The following is a 22,459-nucleotide window of genomic DNA, read 5'->3' on the forward strand; positions in this document are numbered from 1 at the left end:
AACCTACGGTAATCTCAGGTTTTTCCCGTTTGTCTCATTATCAAAGTTCACACATATCACAGACCATCAACCCCGTTCGTGCTGAGCTTGTCGAAGCACTGGCTCGGATAATTGTAACCGTCGTTCATGTCGCCCTTCGACAGGCTCAGGACGAACGGTGGCGGAGTCTCTGCCCGTTTCAAAGTTCACACAATTCACAGGGTGTCGATCGGCAATCACATCATCCCTCAATCTTGGAAAAGTCAGCGACCTGATGAACGGCGGCGCGAAAACGGGCCAGCAGAGCAAGTCGTGCTTCTCGTTTGTCCGCATCGCTGTCATTCACCGTCACATCCTCGAAAAACTGGTCAATCGGCGCGCGCAAATGGGCCAGTGCGGTCATGGCTTTTTCAAACTCTTCCGCTGCAATGGCCGCGGTCACATCCGGCTGCGCTGCATCGAGCGCGTCGATAAGCGCCTTTTCGGCTTTTTCGGGCGTGTAGGAAAGGGTCTTGTTCCCCTGCGTAGGCAGGGGGCCATCTCCTGGAGGTGCATCTGAAGTGTCATGCGGGAGATGGGCACCTGCCTGCGCAGGTGCACGGTTTTCCCCAGACCCGCGCTCACCCGAAGCGCTGTCGGGGAGGGTTTTTACGCTGCCGTGCTCCGCACTTGATGCGGAGCCCAGGGTAGCTGTCGCGCCCTCCACCCTGGGCTCCGGGTCTGCGCCCGGAGCACTTTCTTTCTTCAATATATTGGCAGCGCGCTTGTATCCGGCGAGGAGGTTTTCGCCGTCTGGCGTTTCGACAAAAGCCTGCAAGGCTTTCACACGAGCAAGCAGGCGGACCAGATCATCCTCTCCACCGAGAGCGAAGACTGCGTCGATCAAGTCGTGACGGACGCCTGCTTCGCGTTGTTGGACTTTTAGGCGCTCCGCTAAGAACTCAACTGGCCTGATGTCTTCAGCTTCGTGAATTCTTTGAGTAAGCTCTTTCATCTGTTTGAATTCAGCCGAACGATCAAGCGACATCTCACCAACTACCTTGCCGTCTACCAGGACGACAAACTTATCATTTCTCGTTTTAAATTCTGGCAGTTGCTCATTCTGAACACCAAGCGTGATCATTGACATAAACAAATTGTCGTCAATTTTTATGAACTTAGTGAATTGCTGAACGAAAATATCACCACGCACCATTTCTATTACGTGCTTCATGGGAATCCGAAGATTTAGTCTATTCATCAACGCGAGAGCAGCAAGCCCCTGCCTTCGAATAGCAAAAGGATCTTTTGATCCTGTAGGGTTCAAATCCACCGCATCGAACGCGATTAGCGTATCCAGCTTATCCGCCAAACTCACCGCAACCGTCACCGGGTCAGTCGGCACCTCATCGCCCTGCCCAACCGGCTTATAATGGTCGCGGATCGCGTTGGCGACCGCCTCGGACTTGCCCTCTTTCTCTGCATAATAGCCGCCCATCAGACCTTGCAGATCGGGGAACTCGCCCACCATTTCGGTGACGAGATCGGCTTTGCAGAGACGTGCGGCCTCGGACACTTCACCATGAAATGTATCGCCGGGGCTGGACTGGTAAAAACCATTCCCTTCTAAAGAAACCAACCACTCGGCCAACTTGGCCACACGCTCTACCTTGTCGGCAACCGTGCCCAGTTTTTCATGGAACACAATGTTGCTCAATTTCTTGGCATGATCTTCCAACGGGGTCTTCTGGTCAAGCTCCCAGAAGAATTTGGCGTCGGACAGCCTTGCCGCCAGCACTTTTTCATTGCCCGCAACAATCGCCTTGCCGCCGTCGGTGGCGTCAATATTGGCGGTACAGATGAAATTTGGCGCCAGTTTGCCGCTTTTATCGCGACAGATGAAATATTTTTGGTTCACCCGGGCGGTGAGCTGAATCACCTCTTCCGGTACATCCAGAAACGCCGGATCAAAACCGCCCAACAGCGGCACCGGCCATTCGGTCAGGCCGGCATTTTCGATCACCAGACCTTCGTCTGCTACCAGCTCCAGTCCGCCGTCCGATGCCGCCTTGGCAGCACCTTCGCGGATGATTGCCTCGCGTTCCGTGTGATCGACCAGCACATAGCAAGCGCGTAGTTTTTCGGCATAATCACCGGCATTGCCGATCGTTACCACTCCGTCATGGTGGAAGCGGTGACCAACGGTTTCATAGCCTGACGTCACGCCGTCAATTTCGCATGCCACCAGGTCATCGCCCAAAATCGCGACAATGCCGGACAAAGGCCGCACCCAGCGCAGGCTTTCGGTGGACAGGCTGGCATCGCCCCAGCGCATCGATTTGGGCCACGGGAAAGCCTTGATGATCGCGGGGATCGCTTCGGCCAACACATCGCTTGCTGCCCGGCCCGGCTTGTTGATCACCGCAAAATAGGTCGCCCGGCCCTTGACGTCACGAACCTCCAGCTGATCGCGGGTCACGCCATTTTTCCGGCAGAAGCCGTCAACCGCCTGATCCGGCGCGCCTTCCGGTGGCCCCTTGGCTTCCTCGCTCACCGCTTCGGTGTGATCCGGCAGATCCTTTGCAATCAGCGCAAGCCGCCTTGGCGTCGAGTAAACGGTGATATCCGCGGCTTTCAGGCCCTCATCATTCAATTGCGCGGCAAACAAGCGTTCGAGGTCCGCACGCGCCTTGGCCTGCATGCGAGCGGGGATTTCTTCGGAAAGCAGTTCGAGCAGGAAATCAGCCATTATGCCGTTCCTCCCACTAACTTGTCATCCTGAACTTGTTTCAGGATCCATCGCGCGTCTGCTGAACCTGTTTCAAGTTGACAAATAGACCCTGAAACAAGTTCAGGGTGACGGATTCTGAAGCGCCTCATGCGTCCCATCCATTCTTGACCATATAGGCTTCACAGCTACCCTTCGCGAGATCGCGGACCTGACCCATATAGCTGGCCCGCTCCTGCACGCTGATCACGCCGCGCGCTTGCAGCAGGTTGAACACATGGCTCGCCTTGATCGCCTGTTCATAGGCCGGAATGGGGAGCTTGGCATCGAGGCAATTCTCGCATTCCGCCGTGGCTTTCTTGAACAGATCAAACAGCGCTTCGGTATTCGCAACCTCGAAATTCCACTCCGACATCTGCCTCTCATTATCTAGGAAGATATCGCCGTAACTGACTCCAGCTCCATTATAATCCAGGTCATAGATGCTATCGACGCCCTGAATATACATGGCGAGCCGTTCGAGCCCGTAAGTCAGTTCGCCAGCCACCGGCTTGCAGTCAAAACCGCCCATTTGCTGGAAATAGGTGAACTGCGTTACCTCCATGCCGTCACACCAGACTTCCCAGCCCAGACCCCAGGCGCCCAATGTCGGGCTTTCCCAGTCATCTTCGACAAAGCGAATGTCGTGGAGCATCGGATCAATGCCGATGGCGGTGAGGCTGTCGAGATAAAGCTGCTGAATATCCGGTGGCGAGGGTTTCAGGATCACTTGATATTGGTAATAATGCTGCAGCCGGTTCGGGTTCTCACCATAGCGGCCATCTGTCGGCCGCCGGCAAGGCTGCACAAAAGCGGCATTCCACGGGTCCGGACCAAGCGCGCGCAGGGTCGTAGCGGTGTGGAACGTCCCGGCACCCATTTCCATGTCATAGGGTTGCAGGATCGCACAGCTCTGCTCACTCCAGTAATCGTGGAGTTTCAGGATGATCTGCTGGAAGCTCAACACCTTTTTGGGCGGCTTCTGGGACAGGTTCGTATCCGGCAATGTGAAAGCTTTCTTCGCGAGTGCAATATGTGTCGCGCTTGCTTTGGCGAAAGCGCCGGAAAGGGTCAAGCCGAGATTGGCGTTTTTGCCCTACTCCGCCGCTTCCAATTCTCGGACCGGCGCAACCGTTACGGGTGTCGCATTGAGCACTGCGTTGCCCGACAACGGATCAAAGCTCTCGGGATCGGTGAGATCATTGATCGAAACGCCCGGTTTTGCAGCGGCGACAGACAGCCCTACCCCTTCACGGCCATGACCGAAGCCATGCGGGATCGACACCACGCCGAGCATGACGTCATCGGTGACCTCGACGACAATCTCGACGCTGTTCACCCGGCTTTCAACCGTGGCCATGTCGCCATCCGCCAATCCGCGCCCGGCGGCATCATCAGGATGGATCATCAATGTGCAGCGTTCAGGCCCCTTGAGCAGGCGCTTGCTGTTGTGCAGCCAGCTATTGTTGCTCCGTACATGGCGGCGGCCAATGAGCCGCAGCACGTCGGGGCGCGTCTCGGCCAGAGACTGCGCAAATCGCTGTAACTCGGCCAGAAAATCGGGATGCGCGCACTGGATCAACTTGTCTTCCGTCATCAGCCGGTCCGCCATGCAGGGGCGCAACGGTCCGAGATCAATCCCGTTCGGCGCCGCCTCTACCTCTGCCAAAGTCAGGCCAGCTGGCGAGCTTTGCAGCATATTGTCGAGCACATCGCGCGGCTCGCGGATATTGGGCACATCCTGCCCGTCCGTCGCCAATATCTCGCGCGCCAGTTCGGCGATGATTTCCCAATCGGCCTTTTCACCATCACGAATATCGAAGATCGCAGGCGAATAGCTGGCATAGTTGCGCACGGCCAGAGGTCCGAAAAAGAACGGATAATGGTCTTTTTCGAGCGGACCACATGGCGGGAGAATATAGTCGGCGTGGCGGCTCGTTTCGGTGACATACATGTCGAACGACACCATCAAGTCGAGCTTTTCCAGCGCCCGGTCCAGTCTGGCGCCATCAGGGGCGGACAGGACAGGATTGCCGGTGACAACAAATAGGGAGCGGATGCGCTCATCATCTTCGCGCAGCATTTCCTCTGCAAAGGTAATGGTTGGCAATTCGCCCATTACGACCGGCATTTCGCCGCGCGCAGTCTGTGTTTTCCGCACAGAGCCCCTGCCCACCAGATTGATCGTATCGAGCGCAGGCTCCGGCACCATCGTGCCGCCTTCACGGTCGAGATTGCCCGTTGCAATGTTGATGACCTGGATAAGCCATTGGTTGAGCGTGCCAAATTCACAAACCGAAACGCCCATGCGGCCATAAATCGCAGCGGGTTGATCGGCCCCGAGTTGCGCTGCTATTTCGCGCATATCGTCAACCGCTATCCCGCAATGGGCCGACAGTTCAGCCATATCAAAACCGCCAATCGCTGGCTCAATATTCCCCCAGCCATCGTCCATGATCTGTTCAAGTCGCGAAATATCGGCATGACCGCCCTCAAAGATCGCTTTCAATATGCCGATAAACAGGGCGGTATCGGTTCCGGGTTTCACGAAATGATGCGCGTCGGCCAGTTTTGCGGTTTCGGTTCGGCGCGGATCGATGACGATCATCTTGCCATCACGCGCCTGCATTTCCTTCACGCGCTTCTTGAAGTCCGGAACCGTCCAGATGCTGCCATTGGAGGCCGCCGGATTACCGCCGACAATGACCAGATACTGACAGCGATCAATATCCGGCACGGCCGCCAGGCTGACATGGCCATACATATGATATTGCACCACGTGATGCGGAATCTGGTCCAGTGTCGAGGCTGAGTAGATATTTTTCAGGCCCATTGCCCGGCGCAGCGTGCTGATCTGGGTCGATATGCCATAATCGTGTGCGCTGGGATTGCCCATATACATGGCGGGCTTGGCCCCTGCTTCTTTCAGGTCTTTCAGCTTCGCGGCAATTTCCTGAAAGGCCGTTTCCCAGCCAATTTCCTGCCACTCGCCGTTCACTTTTTTGACGGGTTTGTGGAGCCGATCCGGATCGTCCTGCAAATCCGCGATGGCGGTTGCCTTCGGGCAGATATGACCGCGACTCAGGACGTGATCAGGATTACCCTTGATCGAGAGAATCTCGCGGCCTTCGACTTCAACCAAAACGCCGCAATTGGCTTCACAGATATGGCAGGTGCGGGCGTGAATCTGGCTCATCGGGTCTCTCCTAATTTAACTGACCAATTAGCAGAGTGACAAAGCAGTGACCACCGCTGGGAGGGGAAATTATTTCAATATTGAAAAATTGCTGGGATTTCCGGCATAAATAGTCAATTAACGTTCGCAACTTATCAAGCCCCGGTTCTTTCAAAGAAATTGGAATTTATACCCATGATGCGTCGCTGGTTTTCTCCGCTATTATCCTTGCCACTTGTTCTGGGATTGGCAGCCTGCCAGCCCGAACCGCCGCAATCGGTGGGCGATACGGCGCCTGCCGCTGCTGAAATTGCAACAATACCAGATGATCCGGATCCGGCACTTTGGGTGTTAAAGGATGATGACACGACAATCTATCTGTTCGGCACGGTGCATATTTTGAAGCCCGGCCTCACTTGGTTTGATGAAGCGGTCAAAGATGCGTTCGACCGTTCAGATGAACTGGTTGTCGAAATGATCGAGCCGGAACCCGCCGAGATGATGAAAATTGTGAGCGAATTGGCCATAGACAAGACCGGCGTGCCGCTGCGCGACAAGCTCGATCCCGAGGACCGCGTAAAATATGAAGCGGCGATGACGTCGCTGGAGCTGCCACTCAACGCTTTTGATCCGCTGGACCCGTGGTTCGCAAGCGTCAGCATGTCGCTGGTTCCGCTCATGAAAAGCGGCTATGATACCAATAGCGGCGTCGAAGATGCGCTGACATCCAGCGCTAAGGCCAAAAATTTGAAAATTATTGGACTTGAAACGCCGCGGCAACAATTGGGATTTTTCGATAATCTGCCGGAAGATGTTCAAATTCGTTTCCTGAACTTCAATGTGGAAACCATTGAAGAGATGGCGGACGGCATGGAAAATATGGTCGCCCATTGGGCCAATGCGAATATTGGCGCTCTTGCAGAATTGATGAACGCTGGCCTGGAAGAAGAAATACTTTACGAAACGCTGCTGTCCAACCGCAACGCCAACTGGGCTGTTTGGGTCGATGATCGGATGGACCAGCCAGGCACCGTCTTCATGGCTGTCGGCGCCGGTCATTTGGCGGGCGAATCCAGCCTGCAGGAACAGCTTAAAAAACGAGGATTTACTGTTGAGCAGATCAAATATTAGGAATTGTAAGACCTAACATCTTTCATTTTACCGCCATCATGACCAAATGGAATTTATGAAATTTCTTCAGACCTTATTGACGCTGATTGCCACTGTCTGTTTAGCGGCATGCTCCAATGCGCAGGAACCGGCACAGTTAAACACCATGAAAGACGGCAAGCCGGCGCTCTGGAAAGTAACCGGCACAAAGCCTGAGCAGGTTGGTGAGGCTTATCTTTTCGGCACCATTCACATATTACCGAAAGATGTGAACTGGCGGACGCCGCTTATCGACAAGGCTCTCAAAAGTTCGGACAAGCTGATTATCGAGGTGCTGGGGCTCGAAGACACGCAAAACGCAGCGCGGATATTTTCCAAGCTTGCTATTTCGCCCAATCAACCGGAGATAGAACAGCGTGTAAAACCGTCGCTGCGTGACGATCTCGATGCTGTCATAGACAATAGTAACATACCTGAATTTGCGCTCAATCGCATGGAAAGCTGGGCTGCGGCCTTGTCACTGGCATCTGCGCAAACCAACAATCTGGGGCTCGATTCCAGCGAAGGTGTCGAGAAAAAATTAGTGGCACAATTTGGCGAATTCAAAAAGCCTGTCGAAGGTTTGGAAACGATTGAACAACAGCTGGGTTATTTTGATACATTGCCGGAAACGCAGCAGCGCGACATGCTCACCAGTGTTGTCGAGGAAGCGGCTGAGACCAAGACCTCCTTTGAGAAACTTTTTAACGCGTGGATTTCTGGCGATACGGACACAATAGTCGAGTTGTCCGAGGGCGGAATATTGGAAGATCCCAAAACGCGTGAAAAACTGCTGGTTGCTCGCAATCAGGACTGGACCGAACAGCTGGACAAAAAACTGCAGAGCCCCGGCATATCATTTGTAGCAGTGGGCGCCGCACATTTGGTAGGCCCTGATGCTGTCCAAGCCATGCTAGAGCAGCGCGGCTATAAAATTGAAAAAATACAGTAATCGCAAGCGCAAGGTAAATTCATGACATTTTTGTTCGATCGGGAAACCGCGCTGCTGCCGCGTGGAGAGAACGGTTTCGTTGCCGAATGCCCGGAAATATTCCAAAATCCAAATGGGGCAGCCTTTGGCGGCTGGGTGGCCGCTATCGCTGCCCGCGCTGTTGAAGACCATCCTGATTGTGCGGCACCGATCGTTTCTTTGCAGATGTCATACCTCTCGGCTGTCTCTCCTGGCGAGGTAGAGGTTAGAATAACCCTCCTCAAATCGGGCGCTTCCACGCAATTCTGGCGCGCAGAGCTACTTCAACGCGGAGCGATAACCAACACCGCCGATATCGTGACCAGCAATCGCAAGCCAACCAACATCGACTATCAACTTGCCAGACCCGAAACCAAGGCCATGGAGGAAGGCATAAAGCTGGGGGCCGCGCCAATGACCCCGAACTGGGTTGCAACCTACGAACAATATATCGTTCAAGGCGCGCCGTTTTCTGACAATGGAACCCCCGATACGCTGACGTGGATCAAGCAAGAAGATGGCAGGCCAATTGACCGGAAAAGCATCATCGCGATCTGCGATACACCTATGCCCCGAACCTTTTTCCTGTCCAACGAAATGCGCATGGGCTCTACAGTTTCGATGGCGACTTATATTTATGCGAACGAAGACGATATCATTGCTGCGGGTGCCGATCATCTGTTGCTGCGTGTAACAAGCGCTACGGTAAGAAATAGTGCGACCGACCAACGGGTTGAACTTTGGTCAAAGGCCGGAACGTTGCTGGCGACCAGCAACCAGATAGGCTTTTTCCGCTAACCTGAAGCGATCCGGTCTCGCGCCGCAATTTGCCTTGCTTTTCCGCCCTTGCCTGCTTATAGCGCCCTCTTTCCGACCATGAGCACCCTGGAGGCGTGGCGGAAATATCGTAAAAACTATATTTTTGGAGCAACATTATGAGTGATCAGCTGACAATTTCAGCCGAGCCTCGCGAACGGGCTGGCAAGGGAGCCTCCCGTGCACTGCGCAGCGAAGGCCGCATCCCCGCCGTTATTTATGGCGATAAGAAAGACCCTGTAACGATTCATGTGGAAGAACGCGCGCTGAACAAGCTGCTCGGTACCGGCCACTTCATGAACTCGCTGGTCATGGTAGATGTGAACGGTGAAAAAACCCGTACCCTGCCAAAAGATGTTGCTTTCGATCCGGTCTCTGACCGCGCGTTGCATGTGGACTTTTTCCGCCTTGCCAAAGGCGCAAAGGTGCAGGTCGATATTCCGGTTGTCTTTGTGAACGAAGAAGAGTCCCCTGGCCTGAAACGTGGCGGCGTGTTGAACGTTGTTCGCTTCGAACTGGATCTGATGTGTGATGCAGACAAGATTCCAGATCAGATCGAAATTGACGTTACCGGTCTGGAAATTGGCGACTCGGTTCATATTTCCGACATTACACTGCCAGATGGTTCCGAAAGCTCGATCACTGATCGCGACTTCACCATTGCCGGTGTCACCGCACCATCCGCACTTAAATCTTCTGAAGACGAAGCTGAAGAAGGCGAAGAGGGTGAAGAAGGCGAAGAAGGTGCCGAAGGCGAAGCAGCTGAAGGCGAAGGCGGCGAAGCTGAAGGCGGTTCTGAGGACTAGACCTTCCCGCACTAACCACTATATCAAAAACCGCCCATGCCCTGCGAAACGCAGCATGGGCGGTTTTTTGTTTTGAAAGCAGGCCGAAAGGACAAGCAACATGCAACTTTGGGTCGGCCTCGGTAATCCGGGCGCACAATATGCACTCCACCGGCATAATGTCGGCTTCATGGCGCTTGATGCCTTGGAAGAAGTGCACAGTTTCCCCGCGCCCAAGCAGAAATTTCAGGGTTGGGCAGTCGAAGGACGGCTTGGTTCGGAAAAGCTTTTGCTGCTGAAACCGGCAACATTTATGAACGAAAGTGGCCGCAGCGTCGGCGAAGCCATGCGTTTCTATAAATTGGCGCCAGAAGATGTTACGGTTTTTCACGATGAACTGGATCTCGAACCGTTCAAAATCAAAGTGAAAGTCGGTGGCGGCCATGCAGGACATAATGGCTTACGATCAATCGATGCGCATATCGGCCCGGAATTCCGGCGGGTGCGCATCGGCATTGGCCATCCTGGTCATAAATCCCGTGTCCATAATCATGTGCTTGGTAACTATACAAAGTTAGAAATCGATCCGCTCGCCGCGATGTTAGGCGCCATCGCATCAGAAGCGGACTGGTTAGCCAAAGGTAATAATGCCCGCTTTATGAGTGACGTCGCCCTGCGCCTGCAGGACGACTGACACTAATCTGCTCGATCCCGCTTCAACTATAGCTGACACGAACCCTTTGACGCCGCCGTATGGCGGTGCCCGTCATGAAGAAACCAAAGATCATCATCGCCCAGGTCGTCGGCTCTGGCACAGAGCCGAGCAGGTTAAACTGACTGTCCATATCGCGCGCCAGGGCTTCATGAATTGGCGCAGAAAAATGAATACCGTCAAACGAGAATATACCATCACAACCATTGGCAATCGCTGCGGCCCCGGCTGCTTGACAGGTAATGTCCAGCCTCTGTGACGGCAATCCCAGCGCACCCGGATCGGCGATCACCCGATTGAAAAAGTCGAGATAGCTGTAGCGGAAAAAACTGGTATCGCTGGTCAGGCTGAGCGCATCCAATTCCTGTGTGAGATAATTTTCTGCGTTAAAACCGAGCGGACCAGCGACCGGGAATCCGGTCAACAAAACGTTCCGCACACCGATATCGTTTAACGCCTGTACGCCCGCTGCATAATCTTGCGCTGCCTGACGAATGACGACATCAGCAGCGGCCGGATCATCCGGTGCATTCAGAATGTCGTTACCGCCGAAATTCAGAATATAGAGACCGTTGGCGTCGACCTCATTGCCCGCCGCCAAATAGCCGGCGTAAAGGCCAAGCTGTTCACCGAAATCTGGAACGCGCGGATCGGTATTCGATGCCCGCGCTCCGCCAAAAGCGAAATTGGTTCCGCCTTGCAAGGAGGCCAGTGTTGGCGCGCCAAAAAGATCAATGCTCAACAGATCGGTATAGTCAAAGCCATTGGTAAAACGGCCATTGAAATAGCCCGCAGAAGCAGCGGGAATCGCGCCGCCGGTAGCAGTAAAGACATTACCTGCATCTACCAGACTATCCCCAAAAACTGTCAGAGAAGTGAATCGTTCTGTATCACGTTCCGCATGCGCTGGCACCGCTGTTGCCAGAACCAAACCACCCGCAAGCGCCCCAAAAAATCGAACCTTCACAACCATTCTCCCCGTTTTATTATCGTTAATTTTTCGTAACCTGCACCGTTTTGCTGATGAAAGCAATATCCATGGCATCTTGCTACTGGTAATCGTAAAGGAGGCCCGCTATCGAGCACGCTTAATTCCACGGAGTGACATAAATGGGTTTCAAATGCGGTATCGTTGGCCTGCCCAACGTCGGTAAATCAACGCTATTCAATGCGCTCACCGAAACACAGGCGGCGCAGGCAGCCAATTACCCGTTTTGCACGATTGAACCCAATGTTGGCCAAGTCGCCGTCCCCGATCCACGGCTGGACCAAATTGCCAAAATCGCGGGCAGTGCGAAGATCATCGAAACACAGCTCGCCTTTGTGGATATTGCGGGTCTTGTCAAAGGGGCGTCTCAAGGCGAAGGTCTCGGCAACCAATTCCTTGGCAATATCCGCGAAGTCGACGCGATTGTCCATGTTCTGCGTTGTTTTGAAGATGACGATATCCAACATGTCTCCAACAAGGTTGATCCGATTTCTGACGCAGAAGTGGTTGAGACCGAGCTGCTGCTGGCCGATCTGGAAAGCCTGGAAAAGCGGGTTCCCGCCTTTGAAAAGAAAGCCACCAGCGGCGACAAGGAAGCCAAAATCGCCGCCAGCGTACTGGGCCAGACACTGGAATTGCTACGCGACGGAAAACCAGCGCGACTCACTCAACCCAATGATGATGAAGAGCAGCGGATTTTCAAACAGTCGCAGCTGCTGACCGCCAAACCCGTGCTCTATGTCTGCAATGTCGACGAAGGCGATGCGGCTAATGGCAATGACCTGAGCGCCGCCGTTTTTGAAAAGGCCAAGGCCGAAAATGCTGAAGCTGTCATCGTGTCCGCCGCGATCGAATCTGAACTGGTTGGCATGGAAGCAGAAGAGCGCGCCGAATATCTCGCCGAACTGGGTCTGGAAGAATCCGGCCTCGCTCGCGTCATTCGGGCTGGTTATCAACTGCTCAGCCTGCAAACCTTCTTTACTGCGGGTCCCAAAGAAGCGCGGGCCTGGACGGTGCATAAAGGCGCCAAGGCTCCGGAAGCGGCTGGCGAAATCCACACCGACTTCGAACGCGGGTTTATTCGCGCAGAAACAATCGCCTTTGATGACTATGTGTCGCTGGGTGGTGAGAGCGCGGCGCGCGATGCCGGCAAGTTGCGCCAGGAAGGCAAAGACTATGTGGCCCAAGATGGCGATATCATGAATTTCAAATTCAATGTCTGACTTGTCATAAAAGCCCGTTAGACTGTCTTCAGTCTAAGGGGAAAGTGATGATTCGTATTCTATTACAGGCCATTGCGGCTTGTGCTTTGTTGGCTGGATGTGCGGCTTCGCAAACCGCAGTAGTCGCTAGCGATGGTGCCGTGCCTGCTCAGAACGCTCGCGAACCGGTTACCCTATTGATTTCCATTGATGGGTTCCGCCCCGATTATCTGGATCGCGGGATAACACCTCATCTCAGCGCGCTGGCTACATCGGGTGTCGTTGCCGACATGCGATCCAGTTTTCCGACCAAGACTTTCCCCAATCATTGGACTCTGGTCACCGGCAAAAGACCGGATAATCACGGTATCGTCGGCAACAGCATGGAAGATGTGGCCCGGCCCGGTGAGAAATTCACAATGGCCAACAAGGATCCGTTCTGGTGGAATCAGGCAGAACCGATCTGGATAACGGCTGAGAAACAAGGCGTGCGGACAGCAACGATGTTCTGGCCCGGATCAGAGGTCGAGCTGGATGGGACGCGGCCCAGCGACTGGTGGCCTTTTTCACAGGCTCTCTCTAACGACCGGCGCGTCAATGCCGTGGTCGACTGGATGCGGCGCCCGGCAGCGACGCGACCGCAACTGGTCACGCTTTATTTTGATTCGGTGGATACGGCCGGGCATTTTTTTGGACCGGCACCAAGCGAAAAACTCCATGCTGCGATCAGCGCTGTCGACAAGAATATCGGAACCTTGATCGAGCAGTTCGCCGCCTTGGACCAACCGGTGAATTTCGTCATCACATCGGATCACGGCATGGCTGAAACCCATCCTGACCGGGTCATATATCTCGACACTATCCTGCCGCGTGATCAATATCGTCTGGTAGTGGATGGCAACTATGCAGGTATCGAACCTCTCGCTGATGATATGACCACTATCAGCTCCGCCTTCCTGAAACCGCATGAGAATATGGAATGCTGGAAAAGAGAAGATATTCCAGCCCGTTTTCAATATGGCAAGAACCCCCGCGTCCCCTCCATAATATGCCTGCCGACCACGGGCTGGGTTGTTTATCAGGACAAGCCTGAGTGGATGACGGGAATTGGTGGTGGCCATGGCTATGATCATCTCCATCCAGACATGATCGCGTTTTTCCTCGCCAGCGGCCCCGGTTTCGTCGGCGATATAAAGATCGAGACGTTCGACAATGTCGACATCTATTCGCTGCTCGCGCATCTGATCGGCGTTAAACCGAACCAGAGCGATGGCGATCTTTCATCATTTGAACAGGCGCTGAAACCCTGAAACTTTGCCATAGAAACATGGTGTCATAAGAAAGAATAGCCATGCTCTATTACGAAGATATCCAGATCGACGTCGTCCAGAAATACGGATCATACGAAGTTACCAAGGACGAGGTAATCGAATTCGCCTCCAAATATGATCCGCAGCCTTTTCATCTTGATGAAGAAGCGGCTGCCAAGACCCATTTCGGCCGCCTGTCCGCCAGTGGTTGGCACAGCGCGGCCATGATGATGCGGATGATGGTTGACCAGATGAATGCCAATAAGCAAGCGGGATTGGGCTCACCGGGTGTTGAAAATCTGCGATGGCTAAAGCCCGTCTATCCCGGCGACACGCTGCGCTGCGAGCATGTCACGCTGGAAAAGCGCCGTTCTGAAAGTCGGCCGGAAATGGGGATCATGAAGGGCAAGATCACCGTGCTTAATCAGCATGACGAGAAAGTCATGACAATGGAGAGCACTGGGCTGATCGAGGTCCGCGGCGACTAGGTTGGAACGCCACTGGCGTCACATTCATAATGGCCTTCGTATAAATTAGAGCCACTGCCATCCTGATCTATTTTCAAAACTGCGGGCCAGAAATACGAATTCTTTTGACGGTGCCGGGACTTTTTGCCGCGCTGTTCGATGGTCACCCATACCGTATTGCTGACGAATGATCCGCCGTCCAAAATTCCACCTGAGCTTGCTGGCCTATGTTCCAATGGGATAAACTCATCCCCGATTTTGATTTGACCTCGCGCATCACCATCGGGGTGTTCCCAAGCAATAAACATTAATAGCGGATCGCCAGAGCTTTGGTCCATTAGAATGCAGGATTTGGGGAAATCGACAATTCTATCCAGTTCTGTCAACGCCATAGACGTCAGCATGGGGCGACTGACTCCATCGCCGATACCTCCGTCAGGTTCCACCGGCATATTAGGGCCCCCATTTTCAACCGGGGCGCAAGCCGCAGTTAAAGCTACCAAAGCGGACAGGGCGATAAATCTCATCACTTTCTCCCAAAGAGTTTCTCAATATCCCCGTGCGCCAATTTTACCCAAGTCGGTCGACCATGATTGCATTGCCCTGAATGCGGGGTCACTTCCATTTCACGCAGTAATGCATTCATTTCCGCAACATTGAGCACGCGCCCTGCCCGCACAGACCCGTGACAGGCCATGGTCGAGGCGACGTGATCTATGCGTTCTTTCAAGGACAAAGCCTCATCATAAGCACCGAGTTCGTCAGCCAGGTCGGTAATCAGGCCTTTAACATCGCCAGAACCCAGCATCGCCGGCGTAGCGCGCACGAGCATGGCCGATGGACCGAAACGCTCCAGCTCCAGACCAAATTCGGAAAGCTCCGCCATGCGCGCCTCCAAACGGTCACAGGCATTTTCATCCAGTTCGACGACCTCCGCCATGAGCAATGCCTGAGAGGCTACGGTCCCACCTTCCACAGCCTTACGCATCCGTTCCAGCACCAAGCGCTCATGGGCCGCGTGCTGGTCGACAATGACCAGCCCGTCTTCCGCTTCCGCCACGATATAGGTTTTTGCCACTTGCCCGCGTGCGATACCAAGCGGGTGGCTGACCGCCTGCGGCACCGGTTCCGCCGCCTCTTCAGCACGGCCCATTAGGGGAGCGATCTCATCGGGGTTCAGCGCCGTGAAAGCGTTACCAGTATCCTGCACCGCGGATGGATAGGGCTGCGACTGGACCGTCGCCCTGCCCCCAATCGGCCCCTGCGACGTAAAAATATTAGCTTGCGGATCGGGTGCGTGCGGTTCTGTCTGCCAGTTGGCTAGCGCGGATTCTGCTGGGCGCTGGACCGCACGAAAACCGCCCTCGTCCAGAGCGCGCCGCAAACCACTGACGATCATACCGCGGATCATTGCGGGCTCGCGGAAGCGAACTTCGGTTTTGGCCGGATGCACGTTCACGTCCACAAGCTCCGGCGGCATGTCGATAAATAGAGCCACAATAGGATGACGATCCCGCGCTAGCATTTCCGCATAAGCACCGCGCACCGCGCCAACCAACAGCCGGTCCTTGACAGGTCTGCCGTTGACGAACAGAAACTGATGATCAGCAACCCCGCGATTGTAAGTCGGCAAGCCGGCCACGCCAGACAGCCGGACCTCGTCTCGCACCAGATCCACGGCCACGCTATTGGCGCGCAATTCCTTGTTAGTGAGCGCGGCGACACGATCCGGACCGCTTTCACCGGCCTGCACCGCGATCGCCTTGCGATTTTCGTGGGTGAGCGTGAATCCAATATCAGGCCGCGCCATGGCAAGCCTGCGGACTACATCAACGCAGGCCGCATATTCACTGCGCGGGGTACGGAGGAATTTACGACGCGCCGGTACTTTGGCGAATAATTGTTCCACACGTACTTTAGTCCCAGGTGGGATGGCGGCAGGGCCATCATTTTCGATCTCGCCGTGATTGACGATCCGCGTCCAGCCATCTTCACCTTCGACCCGGCTCTCAATAGTCAATCGCGCAACGCTCGCTATCGAAGGCAACGCTTCGCCGCGAAAACCCAATGTAGAGACCATTTCAATCGCTTCATCCGGTAGCTTCGATGTCGCGTGCCGCTCCAGCGCCAAGGCGATGTCGTCACGGGTCATGCCGCATCCATTATCGCTGACTTCGATGAGGTCGAGACCGCCTTTTTCGAGGCGGATATTGATCTGGCTGGAACCGGCATCAATTGCGTTTTCAACCAGCTCTTTGAGTGCGCTCGCCGGGCGTTCGACCACTTCACCGGCAGCGATGCGATTGATCAGGCTATTTGGGAGTCTTCTTATTGACATATCGGCTTTCCTAGCCCAAGCGATCATGCCAAGCGACCCTTGATTGTCACTTAGTTTTCAGGGGTGTTTTGCTGGACGATCCGAATGCTTAGCTTCATCCCCCGTTCAGCCAAAATCTCGCTATGGTTTTAGGGAACAGCTTTCGCTGCAAATATAAGAAAACACGGGTAAAAAAATGGCATTTAATCTGTTCAAGTTTCGCTCTCAAGACATGGCAATCGATCTGGGGACAGCCAATACGGTTGTATATGTGCGCGGTCAGGGAATCGTTTTGAACGAGCCGTCGGTTGTCGCGATCGAAACAGTTAACGGGATCAAGAAAGTCAAAGCGGTCGGCAATGACGCAAAGATGATGATGGGTAAAACACCCGACAGCATTGAAGCCATTCGTCCTCTGCGAGACGGCGTGATTGCTGACATTGATGTTGCTGAGCAGATGATCAAGCATTTCATTCAGAAAGTGAATGGCAAGAGCAAGCTGTTCAGCTATCCTGAAATCGTTATCTGCGTACCGAGCGGTTCGACCTCGGTTGAGCGCCGCGCCATTCGTGACGCCGCTTCCAACGCCGGAGCCAGTCAGGTATTTCTGATCGAAGAACCGATGGCAGCCGCCATTGGCGCTGATATGCCTGTAACCGAGCCCATTGGTTCGATGGTTGTCGATGTTGGCGGCGGAACGACGGAAGTTGCCGTCCTGTCCCTGCGCGGCTTGGCTTACACCACATCTGTTCGCACTGGCGGTGATAAAATGGATGAGGCGATTGTTTCTTATGTTCGCCGTCACCACAATCTGCTGATCGGTGAAACCACGGCTGAACGGATCAAAAAAGACTTTGGCGTTGCACAAGCCCCCGCTGATGGTGTTGGACACACGATTCACATCAAAGGTCGTGACCTGGTCAATGGTGTGCCCAAAGAGATTTCGATCAATCAAGGCCAAATCGCTGAAGCTTTGAGCGAACCAATTGGCACGATTATCGAAGGCGTGCGGATTGCACTTGAGAACACAGCTCCAGAACTGGCGGCTGATATTGTCGATCAGGGCATTGTGCTCACGGGCGGCGGCGCACTAATCGCCGGCTTGGACGAAGCTTTGAGCGATGAAACCGGCCTTCCGGTCACCGTTGCTGAAGACCCGCTTGCTTGCGTTGCGATCGGGACAGGCCGCGCGATGGAAGATGATATGTTCCGCGGTGTGCTGACAACAGCTTGAGGGAACAGATACTGGCATGAAGAAAGTGGAAGGATAAGCAGTAATGGCGCCGCCAAATAACCGGCGCCCAGGATTTTCCAAGCGGGCGCAATATAGTATATTCGCTAGCTATTTACTGGGCATATTGGGAGCTGTCGTCGGGTTCCTCTTGCTGCTGATTTCCATCTTTGATCCACAAGGCTTTGCGGTTCTTCGTACGATCGGATCCGAGGCAACCGCTCCAGTCAGTAAAACGCTTTCGGAAGTGGGCGGTGCCACCGGCAGTGCTGGTGAGAATATTTCTGCCTATTTCAACGCCGCATCAAAAAATGCCGCCATGAGGCGTGAGCTGGAGAGCAACCGCATTGAGATATTGGAGGCCCGGGCATTAAAACAGGAGAACGAGCGGCTGAAACGGCTGCTCGATCTGGAAAAAGAAGTGCCAGATGCCATTGGCATGGCGCGTCTCATCAGTTCCACTTCCTCTAGTTCGCGACGGATGGCTACACTTGGTCTAGGGACAACAGATGGTATATTAATCGGACAACCGGTCCGGGCTCCGGAAGGTCTGGTGGGCCGTGTTCTTGAGGCAGGCCCGACAACCGCGCGAATATTGCTTGTGTCTGACAGCCAGAATGTCATGCCGGTGAAGAGGGCCAGCGACGAATTGCCGGCTTTTGCTACGGGGCGTGGTGATGGTACCGTGGACATACGTCCGATCAATTTGGGAACCAATCCCTTCAAGGGCGGTGATTTGCTGATCACATCAGGCAGCGGCGGACTATATGCCCCCGGTATTCCGGTTGCCGTCGTCATTCGGCAAACCGATACCGGCGCCATTGCCCGAATATTGGCTAATTCTGCAAAAGTTAGCCATGTCATCGTACAACCCATGTTTCAGGCAGAAACAGTGGCGGCAATTAAGCAGGAAAACATAGACGAGGCTGAAACCGCTGCCGAAGGCGGAGAATAATGGCGAAATCCTATCGTTCTCGCATCAATCGGCAACCCTCGCAATTTCGCATCAAATTCATTCCATCTATCACGGTTATCGTCGGTTCTATGATCACGACACTTCCGCTTATCACGGACTATCCGATATTGCCGCCGATGGGCCTTTTGATCTTGTTGTCATGGCGGCTCATCCGTCCGGGCTATTGGCCGGTATGGGCTGGTTTCCCCTTAGGCCTGGTGGACGATATTTTCAGCGGCCAACCTTTTGGCAGCGCAGCATTTTTATGGTCATTGGTATTCATTGCACTGGAAACGCTGGATCGCCGCGGCGTTGGCAGGGATTATTGGCAGGACTGGCTTATTGCCTCCCTTTCAATTATTTTTGTGCTAATATGCGGTATGCTGATTATCGACTTTCAAAGCAATTTACTCCGGCTCGAAATATTAGTGCCTCAGATATTGCTTTCGATCCTGTTATATCCTTTCGTGACGCGCTTCATTGGAGCGATTGATAACTGGCGGGTCGCAAGATGAGCATCGCAGGCGGAAAAACCATTAGTGGAGCGGTACAGGCCCTTACTTTTTCACGGCGCGCGACTGTCATAGGCGGGTTGCAGGCCGGTATTGGGGTTCTGCTCGCCGGGCGGATGGCTTATATCTCGGTCGCAGAGAATGAACGCTACCAGCTTTTGTCGGAAAGCAATCGGGTTAACCTGACACTCGTGCCACCACGACGCGGCTGGCTGATTGATCGCAATGGCAAGCCGATTGCCAATAATAAAACCGATTTCAGGGTCGATCTCATTCCCGATCGGATGCGCGACAAAAAGAAAACGGTGGCAACACTCGCGCAGCTTTTGACGCTCGACCAGGAAGAAATCGACCGCATCAACAAGGAACTGGAACAAGCCAGCAGCTTTCAACCGGTCCAAGTCGCCACAGGTCTGGATTGGGAAAAATTTGCCGCCGTTAGTGTCCGTTTACCCGATCTACCCGGTGTTTCACCACGACAGGGTTTTTCCCGCTTTTACCCCACAGGCGCAGCGGTCGGACATCTGGTCGGTTATGTCGGCATCGCCTCTGCCGAGGATTATAAGGAAAATCCGGACCCTATTTTGGTCACGCCCGGATATAAAATTGGCAAAGACGGCCTCGAAAAAACATTTGAAGATCTTCTGCAAGGCAAACCGGGGGCAAAGCGGGTAGAAGTCACCGCGCGCGGCAAGATCGTGCGAGAGCTTGATAGTCGGCCAGACACGCCGGGCAAAGCCCTGCAAATGACCCTGGATATTGATTTACAGGAATATGCAGCACGCCGCCTTGGGCCAGAGTCAGGCTCTGTGGTTGTGATGGATTGTCAGACCGGCGATATCCTCACGATGACCTCAATGCCTTCCTTTGATCCCAACAGCTTTTCCGATGGGATCGGACAAACCGAATATGGCATGTTGCGTGACGACGATCATGTGCCGCTGCGTGACAAGTCCCTGAAAGGCCTGTTCCCGCCGGGTTCGACAATTAAACCGATGGTGTCGCTTGCCTTGCTGCGGGGCGGCATTGATCCCGAAGAAAGCGTCAGCTGCCCCGGCGGATTGCGGGTCGGGAATCGCTTCTTCAATTGCCACAGCACCCATGGCAGCGTGAATATGAAAAAGGCCAATGCCCAAAGCTGCGATACCTATTTCTACAAAATGGCATTGCGCGTCGGTTATGACGCGATTGCGCTGATGGCGCGGGAACTCGGATTGGGCGCAAAATATGATCTGCCGGTTGCCTCGCAAAGCTATGGCACAGTGCCAGATACACAATGGATCAAGAAGCGTCATAATCGGGAATGGGCCAATTTTGATACAGTGAATAGCGCCATTGGACAGGGTTATTTTCTTTCCAATCCCTTGCAGCTTTGCGTGATGATGGCCCGCATGGCCTCTGGAAGAAAGTTGGAAGCCAAGCTGCTATTCGAACAAGACCGGCCCGCCGTACCACCACTGGATATTTCTCCCGAACATCTGTCCTTTGTACGCGAAGCCATGAGTGAAGTGGTGAACGGCGCCGGCACGGCACGGCGCGCAAGACTACCGCTCGATGATATCAAGCTCGGCGGTAAAACCGGCACCGCCCAGGTCGTCAGCCTGAAATATGGCCGTGGAGGCCGCGATGTACCTTGGAAATTCCGCGATCATGGGCTGTTTGTATGCTTCGCACCCGTTGAAAACCCGCGCTATGCTGCGTCTGTTGTAATTCAGCATGGGGGTGGCTCTTCATCCGCTTATCCAGTAGCGCGTGACGTCATGACTTTTCTATATGATCGCGAACAGGCGATGGAGAAGTTGCTGGCAATGGAAGAAAGCTGGGGCGGAACCATCTCCGAACGCATGGACCGCCAGCTCGCTGCATATCGCGCGCAAAAGGAACTGGAAAAGGCAATAGCCAAAGGGCGCGTTCCCTCTCCTCAAACCGAGGCAAATGGCGAGGTTTCTGCTGCCGAAGTGGGGCAATAGGCATTGAACGATTTTATTCCAGCGCCGATTGCGCAACTTCCATGGAAAACAATTTTGCTGCTGTTAGTCATGGCAAGCTTTGGATTTATCGTGCTGTATTCTGCGGCCGGGGGAAGCGTTACGCCCTGGGCGGGTCTGCACATGGTTCGGTTTCTGGTTTTTCTCGGCATGGCCGTTGTCTTTTCCCGGCTGAAAGAAAATTTTTGGAAAACCATTGCTTTTCCCGTCTACATCGTGGTGGTCATCATGCTTCTAGGCGTGGAGCTAATGGGAGCGGTTCGCGGGGGTAGCCAGAGATGGCTGAGCCTTGGTTTCATCCGCGTGCAACCGTCCGAACTCATGAAGCCTGCAATCATATTGGCCGTAGCGCGTTTCTATGACCTGCTGCCCGCTGGTCAGATCAGGACCTGGGGCGCAGTATGGCCGCTGCTTGTGCTGCTCGCTTTTCCTTGTGCGTTGATTTTGTTGCAGCCGGATCTCGGAACAACAATCACCGTATTGGCTGGTGCTATGACAGTCGCCTTCCTAGCCGGTCTTCCGATGCGACTTTTTGTCGGCGGCGCGGCCGCTGTGGCAGTCATTGCCCCTCTTGCCTTTTTCTTTGGGCTTGAGGAATATCAGCAGCGCCGGGTTACGACATTTCTCAACCCCGAAAATGATCCTCTGGGTGCGGGATATCATATCAGTCAATCCAAGATCGCGATCGGGTCTGGTGGGATATTTGGTAAGGGTTTCCTGAACGGCACGCAAAGCCATCTCGATTATCTGCCCGAAGGTCACACAGATTTTGTATTCGCTACAATGGCGGAGGAATGGGGGCTGATGGGCGGTGTGGCAGTCTTGTTCGGGTTTTTCCTGCTATTCCGTTGGGGGCTAGGCGTAGCGATGAAAGCCAAAACACGTTTTTCACAGCTCGTGGCGGCTGGTCTTTCGACTACGATATTCTTTTATGTCGCGATAAACCTTATGATGGTCATGGGCCTTGCCCCAGTGGTCGGCATCCCCCTACCCTTTTTAAGCCATGGTGGATCATCGATGATGACAATCATGATCTGTATCGGTATTTTAATGGCGATAGACCGCCACCCAGGCCGCCGCAGCGGAACATTCGGATAAGTCAAGATAGCCTATCAGACGCTTGTTCTGGCAAATGTGATGCTTATATACGTGATATT

The 22,459-nt window shown here is 54.0% G+C and carries 19 protein-coding genes; 13 read left to right on the top strand and 6 right to left on the bottom strand.

Translation table 11 applies throughout. The features are described from left to right. Window positions 1–220: 220 nt before the first annotated feature. The 3 genes from glyS to J4G78_RS02020 form a co-directional block, all read right to left on the bottom strand. On the bottom strand, window positions 221–2,707 hold the full coding sequence (gene glyS, locus J4G78_RS02010) for a glycine--tRNA ligase subunit beta (RefSeq protein ID WP_207988222.1): 2,487 nt from the start codon (window positions 2,705–2,707) through the stop codon (window positions 221–223). 127 nt (window positions 2,708–2,834) lie between these two features. Then, window positions 2,835–3,674, bottom strand: coding sequence for a glycine--tRNA ligase subunit alpha (locus tag J4G78_RS02015; RefSeq protein WP_207990329.1), 840 nt, complete (start codon window positions 3,672–3,674; stop codon window positions 2,835–2,837). A gap of 147 nt (window positions 3,675–3,821) precedes the next feature. Then, window positions 3,822–5,921: a molybdopterin oxidoreductase family protein gene (locus J4G78_RS02020; RefSeq protein WP_207988223.1), complete on the bottom strand. Its 2,100-nt coding sequence runs from the start codon at window positions 5,919–5,921 to the stop codon at window positions 3,822–3,824. A gap of 174 nt (window positions 5,922–6,095) precedes the next feature. On the opposite strand from J4G78_RS02020, the gene J4G78_RS02025 reads away from it, so the two are divergent. The 5 genes from J4G78_RS02025 (at window position 6,096) to pth (ending at window position 10,314) form a co-directional block, all read left to right on the top strand. Next, window positions 6,096–7,031, top strand: coding sequence for a TraB/GumN family protein (locus tag J4G78_RS02025; protein WP_207988224.1), 936 nt, complete (start codon window positions 6,096–6,098; stop codon window positions 7,029–7,031). Between the two features lie 55 nt (window positions 7,032–7,086). Beyond that, on the top strand, window positions 7,087–8,001 hold the full coding sequence (locus tag J4G78_RS02030) for a TraB/GumN family protein (protein ID WP_207988225.1): 915 nt from the start codon (window positions 7,087–7,089) through the stop codon (window positions 7,999–8,001). Between the two features lie 21 nt (window positions 8,002–8,022). Then, window positions 8,023–8,817 carry a thioesterase family protein gene (locus J4G78_RS02035; protein ID WP_207988226.1) on the top strand — a complete coding sequence of 265 codons (795 nt, stop codon included), beginning with the start codon at window positions 8,023–8,025 and terminating at the stop codon, window positions 8,815–8,817. Between the two features lie 137 nt (window positions 8,818–8,954). After that, window positions 8,955–9,641, top strand: a complete 687-nt coding sequence (locus J4G78_RS02040; RefSeq protein WP_207988227.1) for a 50S ribosomal protein L25/general stress protein Ctc — start codon at window positions 8,955–8,957, stop codon at window positions 9,639–9,641. 100 nt (window positions 9,642–9,741) lie between these two features. Next, window positions 9,742–10,314: an aminoacyl-tRNA hydrolase gene (pth, locus tag J4G78_RS02045; protein WP_207988228.1), complete on the top strand. Its 573-nt coding sequence runs from the start codon at window positions 9,742–9,744 to the stop codon at window positions 10,312–10,314. A 22-nt stretch (window positions 10,315–10,336) separates the two neighbouring features. Here pth and J4G78_RS02050 read toward each other — a convergent pair whose 3' ends face one another. Next, a complete protein-coding gene (locus J4G78_RS02050) occupies window positions 10,337–11,299 on the bottom strand; it encodes an SGNH/GDSL hydrolase family protein (RefSeq protein ID WP_207988229.1) in 963 nt (320 codons plus the stop codon). Between the two features lie 143 nt (window positions 11,300–11,442). On the opposite strand from J4G78_RS02050, the gene ychF reads away from it, so the two are divergent. From ychF to J4G78_RS02065, 3 genes are read left to right on the top strand one after another with little or no spacing between them, the layout of a single operon-like run. Continuing rightward, window positions 11,443–12,543, top strand: a complete 1,101-nt coding sequence (gene ychF, locus J4G78_RS02055; protein WP_207988230.1) for a redox-regulated ATPase YchF — start codon at window positions 11,443–11,445, stop codon at window positions 12,541–12,543. A gap of 47 nt (window positions 12,544–12,590) precedes the next feature. Next, window positions 12,591–13,832: an alkaline phosphatase family protein gene (locus J4G78_RS02060; RefSeq protein ID WP_207988231.1), complete on the top strand. Its 1,242-nt coding sequence runs from the start codon at window positions 12,591–12,593 to the stop codon at window positions 13,830–13,832. 41 nt (window positions 13,833–13,873) lie between these two features. Continuing rightward, a complete protein-coding gene (locus J4G78_RS02065) occupies window positions 13,874–14,320 on the top strand; it encodes a MaoC family dehydratase (protein WP_207988232.1) in 447 nt (148 codons plus the stop codon). Here J4G78_RS02065 and J4G78_RS02070 read toward each other — a convergent pair. After that, on the bottom strand, window positions 14,317–14,826 hold the full coding sequence (locus tag J4G78_RS02070) for a hypothetical protein (protein WP_207988233.1): 510 nt from the start codon (window positions 14,824–14,826) through the stop codon (window positions 14,317–14,319). The two genes, J4G78_RS02065 and J4G78_RS02070, sit on opposite strands and share 4 nt — an antisense overlap. After that, window positions 14,826–16,637 (bottom strand): DNA mismatch repair endonuclease MutL, encoded by a 1,812-nt coding sequence (gene mutL / locus J4G78_RS02075; RefSeq protein WP_207988234.1) that lies wholly within the window; start codon window positions 16,635–16,637, stop codon window positions 14,826–14,828. Before mutL ends, J4G78_RS02070 begins: the two co-directional genes overlap by 1 nt. Before the next feature lie 175 nt (window positions 16,638–16,812). Between mutL and J4G78_RS02080 the strand changes: the two genes are divergently transcribed. From J4G78_RS02080 to rodA, 5 genes are read left to right on the top strand one after another with little or no spacing between them, the layout of a single operon-like run. Beyond that, window positions 16,813–17,850: a rod shape-determining protein gene (locus tag J4G78_RS02080; RefSeq protein ID WP_207988235.1), complete on the top strand. Its 1,038-nt coding sequence runs from the start codon at window positions 16,813–16,815 to the stop codon at window positions 17,848–17,850. Window positions 17,851–17,893: 43 nt separating this feature from the next. After that, a complete protein-coding gene (locus J4G78_RS02085) occupies window positions 17,894–18,802 on the top strand; it encodes a rod shape-determining protein MreC (RefSeq protein WP_207988236.1) in 909 nt (302 codons plus the stop codon). After that, window positions 18,802–19,317 carry a rod shape-determining protein MreD gene (gene mreD, locus J4G78_RS02090; RefSeq protein WP_207988237.1) on the top strand — a complete coding sequence of 172 codons (516 nt, stop codon included), beginning with the start codon at window positions 18,802–18,804 and terminating at the stop codon, window positions 19,315–19,317. The genes J4G78_RS02085 and mreD overlap by 1 nt, the downstream gene beginning before the upstream one ends. Then, on the top strand, window positions 19,314–21,284 hold the full coding sequence (gene mrdA, locus J4G78_RS02095; protein WP_207988238.1) for a penicillin-binding protein 2: 1,971 nt from the start codon (window positions 19,314–19,316) through the stop codon (window positions 21,282–21,284). Before mreD ends, mrdA begins: the two co-directional genes overlap by 4 nt. A gap of 3 nt (window positions 21,285–21,287) precedes the next feature. Continuing rightward, a complete protein-coding gene (gene rodA / locus J4G78_RS02100) occupies window positions 21,288–22,400 on the top strand; it encodes a rod shape-determining protein RodA (protein WP_207988239.1) in 1,113 nt (370 codons plus the stop codon). Window positions 22,401–22,459: the final 59 nt, after the last annotated feature.

Source organism: Parasphingorhabdus cellanae, assembly GCF_017498565.1.
GTDB classification, from domain to species: Bacteria; Pseudomonadota; Alphaproteobacteria; order Sphingomonadales; family Sphingomonadaceae; genus Parasphingorhabdus; species Parasphingorhabdus cellanae.